The sequence below is a fragment of the Frankia sp. CcWB3 genome (assembly GCF_977927595.1).
Map to the genome: position 1 here is coordinate 19,192 of NZ_CDWRCK010000015.1, position 11,477 is coordinate 30,668.

An 11,477-nucleotide genomic window follows, 5' to 3' on the forward strand; every position below is an offset into this window, starting at 1 on the left:
GCGTCCTGCCAGGAGGCGTCCTGCCAGGAGGTGAGTGGCGATGGCGGCGCCGCCGAGTGCGGCCCCGGGGCGATCCCAGGGGAAGCCGATGGGACGGGTGTCCACCCCACCGGGATGCCGGACGCCGCTGAGCGGTGAACGGCTGGCCCTGGCCGCGATGGAGATCGCCGACGCGGAGGGGCTCACGGCGGTGTCGATGCGGCGGATCGCCGCACATCTGGGCGTCGGGACGATGACGCTCTACCACCACGTCCGGGACAAGGACGAACTGACCGGCCTGATGTGGGACGCGTTCCTGGCTGGGCATCTGCTGGACGAGGTTCCCGAGGACTGGCGGGACGGCCTCACCCAGATCGCCCGGCGCGCGAGGCGGTCCTTCCAGGAACGTCCCTGGGCCCTTCGGATCGGCATCCGCCGGGGTTTCGGTCCCAACAAGCTGCGGCACATCGAGCAGTGCCTGACCGTCGCCTCGAAGATCACCGATGATCCGCAGGACCAGCTGCGCATCATCCACTCGCTTAATGATCTGGTGGTCGGCTGCACGCTGCGCGAACTCGGCGACCGGGAGGATTTCGACCGCCGACGGCCTCCGGCGGCCGACTCCCAGGATCGCCCCGGTGTCCCGATGGCGGGACCGGTTTTCTCCGTCCAGGTCCTTGACGCCCAGGTCCTCAACCGCGCGCAGACCACCGAGGACGCGCAGACCGCCGAGAAGGAGTACCCACGGCTGCGCGCCCTCGCCGCCCTCGGCTGCGGATACACGGTGCCGCGCTTCGAGCAGGCGCTGAAATGGCTTCTCGACGGAATCGCCGTCGCGTACGCGCCGGAGCCCCCGGCCAACCGATGATCGATTGGCCGATCATCGGTTGGCCGGGAAATAGCCGACCGGGGAACAGCCGACCAATGTTCCGCCGACGATGATCACTGTGCTCGCGCCCGGTGCCCGCCGGCGTCCGGCGGATGCCGAATTCGCTGCGGATACGAAGAAGTGCGAAGAAGGATGCGTAGCGGCCTTCACGGACACGACTGGAGTAGCTACCGTCGGAGCGAATAAACGTCGCTGACCGTCCACGAGCCGCATTCGGGGCATCATCACCATGACCGCTCGGCTACCTCGTCACGTCGCGCCGCTCGCCGTGGGCGAGCCCACCTCACTCGGGCCCTACCAGCTGCTCGGTCGGCTGGACGCCGGCATCACCGGCATCGTCTATCTGAGCCGTGCTGTCGGAGGCGCGCAGGTCGCGATCCGCGCGCTGCACCCGGGCGACGCCCTGCGCACGGACATGCGGGCCCGGTTCGCGGCGGCGATCGACCGCGCTCGCGTGCTGGCCGGGGCACACACCTGCGGGGTGCTCGACGCCGCGCCCGACGCCGAGCGGCCATACGTGGGCACGGAGTTCGTCGGGGGCCCGACCCTGGCCCGCGAGCTCACCGAACGCGGACCGCTGTCCTCGGACGAGATCGACCGCCTCGCCCGGACCCTGTTGGAGACCATCGATGCGGCGCACCGCACGGTCGGCGCACTCGGCGACCTGACAGCAACGGATATCGTGCTCTCCGTTACCGGGCCGCGGCTGGTCGACCTGGGTGTCGCGGCGGCCCTGCGACCACTGCTGCTGTCCCCCGCGGCCGGCTCGGCCGGAGGGAGGCCGCACGTCGTCGCCGGGCGCTCCGGCCACCTGCGGCCTCCCCCCAACAGCCCCGGCTACGTGCCCGGCTATGGCTACGGCCCCGCGGCGAGTGGCTGGGAGGGCCCCGCCGCCGACATCGTCGCGTGGGCCGGGATCGTCGATCTGGCCGCGACGGGAAAGCCCAGCGGGTCCGTCGAACCCGCGGCCCGGGCCGGGCGACGCCGCGCCGACCGGTCGGAGCACACGGCTCCCATCGGCCAGGGGGTGCGGCGGACGCTCGCCCGTGTGCGACAGGCCGACGGGGCCTCTCTGCCCGACACCGCCGAGCTGCTGGCGCTGCTCTCCGGATCGAAGCCGCAGTCGACCCGAGCGGCGTGGGGCCGTGGCCGACAGGCCGCCACGGCTCACGGCGGGCGGGCGGGCGCCGCGACGACAGGCGCGGATCCGCGGCCTGAGCCTACCGATCCTCGACCACCGACCCGGACGGCTCCCCTCGGAAGGGCTCCCCTCAGGACGGCCACGGGCGGGCGGCACAGCACCGGTCGGCGGGCACCGAGCCCCACCCGGAGTGTCCCGGACCCGATGGCCGCCCGGGCGCTGCCACCGCTCCCGACACTGCCGCCACTCCCGACACTGCCACCGCCGGAGCTCCCGCCCCCGGACCGCCGGGCGGCCTCCGCTCGTCCGGAGTCCGGACGAGCGGAGGCCGGACGAGCGGCATCGGTGGGATCCACATCAGCGAGGCGGGCAGCCGAGCCACGGGTAGAACGCCTGCCGGTGGACCCGCTCGTTCGCGCTCGCCGGTCCCGGATGCGCCCGGTCGCCGCATTCGCGGTGGCTGCGGTGGCAGCGGTGGCGGCCGCAGCCACCGCCGCGGGGCTCAACTCCTCGCCCGACGACGTGACCACGGGTGCGCGTGCTCCGTTGCACGAGTCACAGCCGGACGACGGCGGCACCGTGGACACTCCGAGCAGCGGCCGGTCCGGATCCCGCGAGGGCCGCCCGGCCGTGCGGGCACCGGCCGCCCCCCGGCCCGCCGCGTCAGGCAGCCCCGCCGTGGACGAACCCGCCGTGGACGAACCCGGCTCAGGTGGGCCCAGCACCCTCGGCGGCGGATCCGTCCTCGGCCCGACCAAAGAGGAACAGCAGAACGACCTGGCGGCGGAGGACGTCGCCCTGAACACCCTGCGCCTCGCGGCGGGTGGCAGGTCCGCGCCGCCGGGGCGTTCCTCTGGCGGCCCGGTGCCGGCGGCCTCCCCGCCGGCGCACCAGGCGCCGCCCGTTCTCGCCGCCGCCCCGCCGGTGCCGACCAAGCCGTCCGCAGCGGCGGAAGGAGTGGCTGCCGGGCCGATCGAGGCCAGGACCCCGGCCACCGGCACCCCGGCCGCCGGTGGCCGGACCACCCGCGCGGCAACAACCGCCAGCGGAGCTTCCGTGACGTCCACGGCGACCAAGCCCCCGACCCAGCCGGCAACGACCCAGCCGGCAACGACCCGGCCGGCCGCCACCCGGCCACCGGCCACGACGGCTCCGGCTCCGGCTCCGGCTCCGGCCAGGAGGAGTCTCGCCCCGGTGCAGGTGGACGTCGTGACGTTGGCCCCGCGGTAGTCCCCAGCCCCGCGGCGGCCTCTGACGGTTACCGCTGTCGTTCGCCCGAACCGGCGACGGAGGTCACCCCCGCCCGCACGGCACCGTCGGGCCAGATGATCTGGAGGGGTTTGCGTCGCCAGCGCGCGTAGGAGACGACGTCCGCCGTACCCCCGAAGCCACACGCCGGCAGACCGTCCCACACCGCGAGGACCTGGTCGGATGCGTCGACCAGAAGGCGGCTCGCCGACATCAGGCTGGGCAGATCGGGCTTCGCCCGGTCCTGGCTGCGTATCTCGGTGGCGCGGCCGAGCAGCCGATCGTAGTCGCGCCGATGCGCAGCGGGTTGAAAGTCCCGGTAACCGGCCGCGGGTATCATGACAATGAGCCGGCCCCCAAGTTCGAGGACCACGTCGGCGAAGATAGTGTCCGCTCCCTCGGCCAGGCAGCTGATCCCGGTCAACCCGGCCGCGGCGAGAGGCGCCAGCACCCGGCGCATCTCGCCGGCCGTGTATTCGGCCTGCCCGTCGGAAAGCCCCCGGTGGCCCGTCACCCCGATGACGACCATGCCGTTGTCACCCCGTCCGGCGGTGACGACGGAAACAGCGGTAACCATCGCGCGATGCAGCGCCCGATGCGGACCGCGACGGCCAGGGTCGGCGTCGAGAGAACACCGGGCGAATGTACCCAAGGGATCCGGGGCCAGGGTAGTTCGTCACCGGATCGGGCCTGTCACGGGGCTGTGGCGCGGGTCGCCTGGCTCCTTCATCCGGCCGCATTCCGACCCGCGGGCGTGCGGGCATGCGGGCGTGCGGGCGCTAGAACCTGAAGTCGAGATGAGGTCAACCGTGCGAATGCGAGGATGCGCGCCTACGGTCAGCGGCTGGCCGACTCGTACCAGGCCGGACGGGTGTTGGTGAGCCAGCCGGGGACGTCGGCGCAGGTCGGCGGGCCTTAGTTCCAGGTCGAGCAGGCTCCCAAGGGACACCGAGACGATATCGAGATCATTCAGCCTGCTCCCGAAGTCGGCGCCCCACGATCGGTCAGCGGCGAAGACGACGTCGAGCACCCCCATCCGCTCACCGCGTTCGATCGAGATGTTCTGGATACCGCCCACGAACGTCAGGTAGTCCAGTTCGATCCCGGCCTGCTCGTTCAGCAGCCGACGCAGCGCCGTCTGCACGGTCTCTCCCGGCTCGACCCAGCCTCCTGGCAAGTGGAACGACTTCTGGCCACGCTCGTTGGCGAGCAGCACCCGATCACCCGTCACGAGCAGCGCGCGCGTTGATCCGCACGGGGCCGGCGACCAGGTCGCCGTAGGACGTGGTGGCGGTGACGGTCGGTTTGGAAGCGGGCGGTGTCACGGGTGCTCCAGGAGTGGCGAGTCGGGCAGGAATGGCGAGTCGGGCCGAGAGGGGCAACCTCCGCATCGTGCCCCGCCGGACCAGATCGTGATGCGCCAACCGGTCATCCGGCCGGCATCGGGTCGGTCGAGGACACGGTCCCGTCAATCCGACCACCTCGCCGCCCGACCCGCATGAGCGGATATTTTTATGTAATTTCACCGTAATTTCGGATCATACGTCGCGACTCTCCCGAAGATACGGGTACGATCACCCCATGCCGAGATTCCGGATCAGCGAGGCCGCCGCGCTGCTCGGTGTCAGTGACGACACCATCCGCCGGTGGGCGGACAGCGGCCGACTGCCAACCGTCCTAGACGACGCCGGCCGCCGGGCGATCGAAGGCGGCACCCTGGCCGGATTCGCCAAGGATCTGGCGACCGAGCAGACCGCCGCCCAGACGCCGGTCGTCGCCGAATCCGCGCGTAACCGCTTCCCCGGCATTATCACCCGCGTGGTGCGCGACGCGGTGATGGCCCAGGTCGAGATCCAGGCCGGCCCGCATCGCCTGGTCTCGCTCATGAGCCGGGAGGCCGCCGACGAACTCGGGCTGGAAGCCGGCGTCCTCGCGGTCGGCGCGGTGAAGTCGACCAACGTCGTCATCGAGCTACCCGAGCGTCGTTGATCCCGATCAGCGAGAAGGGCCTGCCCGCCGTGTCGGTCCGCGGCGGTTCGCTCCTTCGAAGGGGTCAGCCGGAGCAACGGGCCGTCGGCCCGCACGGCCGGTTCAGCTCGCACGGCCGGTTCAGCCTGCGCGATCGGGCACCCCGGCCGGGTGACCCGCGGACCGGCGGACGTCCGCGCCGCGCGGTTCGCCGGGAAACGCGCCGCCGGATGTCCTGGGCGCTGCTGGTGCCGGCCGGGATCGCTGGCCTGTTCCTGCTCCTGCCGCTCGTCGGCCTGCTCGTCCGCGCCCCCTGGTCCGCCCTGCCCGATCTGCTCACCGAGACCGCGGTCCGGCAGGCCCTCCTCCTATCAGTGGAGACGGCCACCGCCACAACCGCGCTGTCGCTGCTGTTCGGTGTCCCCCTGGCCTGGCTGCTGGCCCGCACCCGTTTTCCCGGCCGGTCCCTGTTGCGCGCCCTGGTCACCCTCCCGCTCGTGCTGCCGCCAGTGGTCGGCGGCGTGGCCCTGCTTCTGGTGCTGGGTCGGCGCGGCGTCGTCGGCCAGTACCTCGATGGCTGGTTCGGCATCACCATCCCGTTCACCAGCGTCGGCGTGGTGATCGCGCAGATCTTCGTGGCCATGCCGTTCCTCGTCGTGTCCGTCGAGGGCGCGCTGAACAGCGCCGATCGGCGGTTCGAGGACGCCGCCGCCACCCTCGGTGCCGGGCCGTGGATGACGTTTCGCCGAGTCACCATGCCGATGACGGCGCCGACGGTGGCCGCCGGCGCGGCGCTGTGCTGGGCTCGCGCCCTCGGCGAGTTCGGGGCCACGATCACGTTCGCCGGCAACTTCCCCGGGACCACCCGGACCACGCCGCTCGCGGTCTACCTGGCGCTGGAGACGGACTCGGACACAGCCATCGCGCTGTCACTCGTACTGCTCGCGGTCTGCGTCGGAGTTCTGGTGGCACTGCGGGGCCGCTGGTTCCCCGGCGCCCGGCGGATTTTACGCAACCGGGGAACGCGTGACGCCGCCCCGAAGGCGCTCGAGCGGGGCATCCCGTGAACGCGGGGCATCCCGTGAACACCGTCCCCGGAGATTCGGCGGGGGCGGCGCCCCCCGCCCCCGCCCCCGGCCTGGATCCGGCGTCAGCCGGGCTCAGCGCGCTGATGACAGTGCGACAGGGCCAGTTCGTGCTCGACGTCAAGGTCAGCGTGGCACGGGGGGAGACGGTCGCCGTCCTCGGCCGCAGCGGGGCGGGCAAGAGCACGCTGCTGCGGGCCCTGGCCGGCCTCCTCCCGCTCGACGAGGGCCGGATCACCCTCGGCGGCGAGGTTCTCGACGACCCGGCCGAGCACCGTTTCGTCCCGTCCGAACAGCGGCCGGTCGGCATGGTCTTCCAGGACTACCTGCTGTTCCCACACCTGCGGGCCCGCGACAACATCGCCTTCGGCCTGCGGGCCCGCCTCGGCCAGGGCCGGCGGCACGCCCGGGCGTCCGCGGACACCTGGCTGGAACGGTTCGGGATCGGCCATCTCGGCGACCGGCGACCGGATGCCCTGTCCGGCGGCCAGGGGCAACGGGTGGCGCTCGCGCGGGCGCTGGCGCCGGGGCCCGGACTGCTGCTGCTCGACGAACCGCTCGCCGCGCTCGACACCGCGACCCGCCGCGAGGTCAGGTCCTTCCTGCACAATGTGCTACCGACACTGGCGGCTCCGGTGCTCATCGTCACGCACGATCCCACGGACGCCGAGGTTCTCGCCGACCGCACCCTCGCCCTCGATGCGGGGCGGGTCGTCGACCAGGACTGATCCGGGCTGCTCAGCCGGCCCCGCTGCGTGCCTCCTCGCCGCGGTGACGGATCTCGGCATCCGGACCCGGGTAGACGAAGCTGACGTGCCCCGTGTCGGACCAGCGGACCGCAAACGGCGGATCCCCCGCCGCCGAGCGCACCTCGAAGACCTCGCCGAGTCGGTCCGGCTGCCGGGTGGTGTGACGGTGGACCACCAGAGTGTCGCCCGGGTGGGCACGCATCGCCCGGCGTCGCGCGGAAGTCAGGTCAGTACCCGGTCAGGCGCGACCGGGATGGCCGGCCAACGCCAGGTGATCGACGAACCAGTCACGCGCAAGCGCGGCCGCCTGCTCCAGGGCACCCGGCTCGGCGAACAGGTGCGTGGCGCCCGGGACGATCGCCAGCCGGTTCTCGCAGCCCAGCAGTCGGGCCTGGGCCTGCCGGTTCAGCTCGAGGACCAGATCGTCCCGCGCACCGACGATGAGCAACGTCGGGGCGCGTACCGCGGTCAGCTGCGCCGCGGCCAAGTCCGGTCGGCCGCCCCGCGACACGACGGCCGCGACGGGGAACCCCCCTTCCGCGGCGGCCCGCAGCGCCGCGGCGGCACCGGTGCTGGCGCCGAAGTAACCAATGGGGAGGGCAGCCGTCGCCGGTTGGCCGCGCAGCCAACCGGTCACGTCGATCAGCCGCCGGGCAAGCAGCCCGATGTCGAACACGTTCGCCCGGTCACGCTCCTCGTCCGGGGTGAGCAGGTCGAACAGCAGGGTCGCGAGCCCCGCGGCATTGAGGTCGCGGGCCACGAACTGGTTACGTGGGCTGTGCCGGCTGCTGCCGCTGCCGTGAGCGAAGACGACCACTCCCCGGGACTGGTCGGGCACGGTGAGCCGACCGGCGAGCCGAACTCGACCGACGGGGATGTCGACCTCGACATCGCCGCCGGACAGGTCGGCTACCGCGCCGCCGACCGGCATCGTCAGCGCGGCCCGGCGCAGCAGGTCGACGACCTCCTCGTCCGGTGTCTGGGAGAAGTCCGCGTAGAACTCGCCGATACCGAAGAAGGCGTCGGGCGTCTGGACGCAGACCACCTCGTCTGCCTGCCGGCGCAGCCAGCCGATCCGGTCACGGGGGGCAACGGGGGTCGCCAGCACCACGTGGGTGGCTCCCTGGGCCCGCACGACCTGGCACGCGGCAGAGGCCGTCGAGCCGGTCGCGATCCCGTCGTCCACCACGACCACCGTCCGCCCGGCGAGCGGGATCCTCGGCCGGCCGTTCCGGAACCGCCGGGCCCGACGATCAAGCTCCACCAACTCGCGCGCCTGAACCGCAGCGAACTCGTCCAGCCCCACGTTAGCCAGCCGCCGGGCCTCCTCGTTGACGACCCGCACCCCACCCTCGGCGATGGCACCCATCGCGAGCTCAGGCTGGAAGGGGACACCGAGCTTGCGGACGAGGATGACATCCAGCGGGGCCTCCAGCGCCCGCGCCACCTCGAACGCGACAGGAATGCCCCCGCGGGGCAGCCCGACGACAACGACGTCACGGCCGCGTAGATGCGCCAGCCGCTGCCCGAGCTGCCGGCCGGCCTCCTCCCGACTATCGAAGATCACGACAACCTCCTCGTGCCGGCCGGGCGGGCTCCTCGTGCTCGCCGTCCGGACCGGACATCGTCCTGTGGTCGTCGTTCCCCGATTAGTCGCCGGGATACCGACCCACACCGTCCCGGGGCACCTGCCCCGATCCGAGCGATACACGGTCCGCGGCGTGCGGTCCGCGGCGTGCGGTGCAAAGATCGTCGAGACGCTCCGGACAGTCGGAATCACCGTGTCCGCATGGTCCTGAACCGATCTCCGGCGGCCACTTGCGCTCCGACGCCCGGCCGGGATGCCGTGCATAATAAAGGTGTGACGCTCCGTTGGCAGCCCGGCTCCGCCCCTCACTGGGCGTGGCGAGAGGTCTGTTGTCCAGGGCGCTGTCGGTGTTGTCCCAGCCCTCGCGTCCACTGAGGCTCGCCGCACGCGCGACGAGCGCACCGGTCCTGTAACTCAGGGACCGTTCTGGGCGCGAGGGGCCTCGGGGCTCGGTGCCAGACCTGAACGAGTGATCTTTTTGCTCCCGGGGTGAAGCAGCTGTCGATCATCCGTATTCCCGGACTCCCGTCCTGCCCCTGGCCGGGTCGTTCGCCGGAGTGCTCCGTGCGCGCTCCCGGATGACCGGCTGAGCTGTGCGCTCCGCCGGATGAGCCAGGTCGCGCCGTCTCCGTCTTCTCCCGTCGCGTGCCAGCCCGCTACCCGCCCCGGTCACCTGTGGCCGTGCCGCCAGGGTCAGCCGGGCTGGTCCGGGCCTTGGCGGCTGGTCCGGCCTTGGCGGCTGGTCCGGTCCCGACCGGCCGATCCCCCGCTGGGACTTCCCAGACCCGCGCAACTACTACGCAATCATCACGCAATCACTGTGTAGCTATCGAGAACTATCAGGAAGGCAGCGTTCGCTGTGACCTTCGAGTCGTGGATGGCCCGGTTGCGGAGCGAGGGATACCTCGTCTGCCCGGGGAGCTCCCCGGTACCCGTCGAGGTACGAGGTGTTCGTCCCGACGGGGTCGGTCTGCTGTTCCGTTGCCGGGGAACGGCGATCCGGCTCGCCCTGTACCGGCCCGGACGGGCGGTATGGCAGATAGCCGTCCGGGACAAGGCGTGGTGCCCGGAGGAGTCCCTGCAACTGTGGACGCACCACCCGCTCGACACGGCGGATGTTCCGACCGACGCTCGGCCGGCCTTCCCTCGGGGCACCGAGCCGGACCAGGAGCTTGTCATCGACGGCACTCGCGTGTGGGGATGGTGCGGCCATGAGACGGGGCTGCTCCGGCCAGCCGCCGCAGCCCCCTGTTCGACCGGTTGATGGCCACCGTCACGCGGTCCGGCCTCGCCCTGTCAGAGCGCATCCAGCCAGATCTCGCCCGGGAGGTCGCCGTGCCGGCCGCCCGGTCGAGGGCTCGGGGCAAGGAGGGCATCAGCATCAGCTGACGGCCGGCCGGAGGCGGCGATCCACCCGAACCGGGGTGGTCGTCACATGGGCTACGCGTTCCTGTAAGCTTCAGATGCTTCCAGGGGGTGTAGCTCAGCCTGGTAGAGCGCCTCCCTCGCACGGAGGAGGCCAGGGGTTCGAGTCCCCTCACCTCCACCCGAGTACTGATGTTCGAACCCCCGCCAGTGAGCTGGCGGGGGTTCGCTGTCTCACCGGGCAGCGGGCCATATGGCCGCTCGATTGCGTGCCAGCGGGTGTGATCAGTGATCTCAACGGAACGGCCTTCATCGGGCGGCATGCTGTCGGGTAGGACCTCCGCATCCTCGGGTTCGGAATCTTGACCGATGGTCTTGTCCTGCTGGTTCGGGGCCAGCAGGTGAGCGAACGGTTCAGTCAGGTCGGCGCCGTGAACTTGGTTGCGTACCACCCAGAAGCGGGCGAATACGGCCTGGTTCAGCGCCCGCCGCACCTCCGGCGGCGCGGCAAGGTACAGCTCATGCGCGTTGGCGCACAGCAACAGAACCTCCTCCACGACCGCCAGCACGGTGCTGGCCTCGGTCGAGCAGCGTTCTATGATCGCTCGGGCGCCGGCCAGTTCCCGCTGGATACGTTCCTGTTCGGTCTTGAGTAGATCCACGGGGATGGCGTCGGCGTAGTGCGCCTGGAGCAGCTTGAGCTGTTCACGTTCAAGATCGGCAATGCGCTTCTCCTGCTGCGCGAGCTCGCGGTGGCTGTCGGCTTGGTGTCGCTCCAGCTCGGTCATGACCTGGTTCCGGATAGCTGTGATTTTGGTCTCGGACAGCTGGATTCGCCGCCACCAGTCGGCGACCGAGGTCTCAAGGTCATCGATCAAGACGGCGGGCTGGTCGCAGGGCTGCCGCCGCTTGGCGCGGCCGATGCAGAAGAAGTACGGGTAGACCGTGCCCCACCGGTTAGTGGCGTTGGTGATCCCGAACCGGCTTCGGCAGGTACCGCAGTACACCGAGCCCTTGAGGTAGTGCGGATGGTGTTGTGGCTTTTCCCGGGCGGCGTTACGCGCCTTCCTGATGGCCTGCACTTGATCAAAGACGGCGGACGTGATGAGCGCCGGGTGTCGCCCCGGGTACCAGACGCCCTCGAACTTGACCTCGCCGAGGTAGTAGCGGTTGGCGAGCATCTTGTCGACGTGCTGGACGCTGACCGGGCGGGTGGGGCGCTTGGGCGTGGCCGGAATGCGCAAACCCCGGTACTCAAGGGCGGTCGCCAGCTGGGCCATGGTGTACTCGCCGCTGGCGTAGGCCTCGAACATCCAGACGATGTGTGGTGCGCGGTCCTGGTCGACCGCGATGGTTCGGACCTCCCGGCCGTCTACCGTCACGCGGACGTTTCGGTAGCCCAAGGGCGCCAGTCCGAGCGTGCCGCCGGCCTTGGCCTTCTGGCGCATAGGGGACGTAATGAAGT

Annotated in this window: 9 protein-coding genes, 1 tRNA gene and 1 pseudogene; 6 read left to right on the forward strand and 5 right to left on the reverse strand. The window is 71.3% G+C overall.

Features of this window, described 5'->3' with window-relative positions; genetic code table 11:
• Positions 1 to 88 precede the first annotated feature (88 nt).
• Positions 89 to 847, forward strand: coding sequence for a TetR/AcrR family transcriptional regulator (locus ACY5KJ_RS02620; RefSeq protein WP_462202717.1), 759 nt, complete (start codon positions 89 to 91; stop codon positions 845 to 847).
• A 250-nt stretch (positions 848 to 1,097) separates the two neighbouring features.
• The gene (locus tag ACY5KJ_RS02625; protein WP_462202718.1) at positions 1,098 to 3,239 is read left to right on the forward strand and encodes a hypothetical protein; all 2,142 of its coding nucleotides are present in this window, start codon (positions 1,098 to 1,100) and stop codon (positions 3,237 to 3,239) included.
• A gap of 28 nt (positions 3,240 to 3,267) precedes the next feature.
• On the opposite strand, the gene ACY5KJ_RS02630 is transcribed toward ACY5KJ_RS02625, so the two are convergent.
• Together ACY5KJ_RS02630 and ACY5KJ_RS02635 are read right to left on the reverse strand one after the other, a co-directional pair.
• A complete protein-coding gene (locus tag ACY5KJ_RS02630; protein ID WP_462202719.1) occupies positions 3,268 to 3,834 on the reverse strand; it encodes a hypothetical protein in 567 nt (188 codons plus the stop codon).
• Between the two features lie 99 nt (positions 3,835 to 3,933).
• Positions 3,934 to 4,488 carry an NUDIX hydrolase gene (locus ACY5KJ_RS02635; RefSeq protein ID WP_462202720.1) on the reverse strand — a complete coding sequence of 185 codons (555 nt, stop codon included), beginning with the start codon at positions 4,486 to 4,488 and terminating at the stop codon, positions 3,934 to 3,936.
• Between the two features lie 350 nt (positions 4,489 to 4,838).
• Between ACY5KJ_RS02635 and ACY5KJ_RS02640 the strand changes: the two genes are divergently transcribed.
• Genes ACY5KJ_RS02640 through ACY5KJ_RS02650 form a run of 3 tightly spaced genes read left to right on the forward strand, consistent with a single transcriptional unit; the run spans position 4,839 to position 7,038 of the window.
• Positions 4,839 to 5,246 carry a TOBE domain-containing protein gene (locus tag ACY5KJ_RS02640; protein WP_462187801.1) on the forward strand — a complete coding sequence of 136 codons (408 nt, stop codon included), beginning with the start codon at positions 4,839 to 4,841 and terminating at the stop codon, positions 5,244 to 5,246.
• Positions 5,247 to 5,275: 29 nt separating this feature from the next.
• Positions 5,276 to 6,292 carry an ABC transporter permease gene (locus tag ACY5KJ_RS02645; RefSeq protein ID WP_462202723.1) on the forward strand — a complete coding sequence of 339 codons (1,017 nt, stop codon included), beginning with the start codon at positions 5,276 to 5,278 and terminating at the stop codon, positions 6,290 to 6,292.
• Positions 6,293 to 6,306: 14 nt separating this feature from the next.
• On the forward strand, positions 6,307 to 7,038 hold the full coding sequence (locus ACY5KJ_RS02650; protein ID WP_462187798.1) for an ABC transporter ATP-binding protein: 732 nt from the start codon (positions 6,307 to 6,309) through the stop codon (positions 7,036 to 7,038).
• Between the two features lie 10 nt (positions 7,039 to 7,048).
• Here ACY5KJ_RS02650 and ACY5KJ_RS02655 read toward each other — a convergent pair whose 3' ends face one another.
• Together ACY5KJ_RS02655 and ACY5KJ_RS02660 are read right to left on the reverse strand one after the other, a co-directional pair.
• Positions 7,049 to 7,261 (reverse strand): DUF1918 domain-containing protein, encoded by a 213-nt coding sequence (locus tag ACY5KJ_RS02655; RefSeq protein WP_462187797.1) that lies wholly within the window; start codon positions 7,259 to 7,261, stop codon positions 7,049 to 7,051.
• A 36-nt stretch (positions 7,262 to 7,297) separates the two neighbouring features.
• Positions 7,298 to 8,626 carry a phosphoribosyltransferase family protein gene (locus ACY5KJ_RS02660; protein ID WP_462202721.1) on the reverse strand — a complete coding sequence of 443 codons (1,329 nt, stop codon included), beginning with the start codon at positions 8,624 to 8,626 and terminating at the stop codon, positions 7,298 to 7,300.
• A 1,493-nt stretch (positions 8,627 to 10,119) separates the two neighbouring features.
• Between ACY5KJ_RS02660 and ACY5KJ_RS02665 the strand changes: the two genes are divergently transcribed.
• Positions 10,120 to 10,193: transfer RNA gene (locus ACY5KJ_RS02665), tRNA-Ala, on the forward strand.
• Between the two features lie 673 nt (positions 10,194 to 10,866).
• On the opposite strand, the pseudogene ACY5KJ_RS02670 reads toward ACY5KJ_RS02665, so the two are convergent.
• Positions 10,867 to 11,460, reverse strand: a pseudogene (locus tag ACY5KJ_RS02670) (recombinase family protein); the annotation flags it as partial.
• Positions 11,461 to 11,477 lie beyond the last annotated feature (17 nt).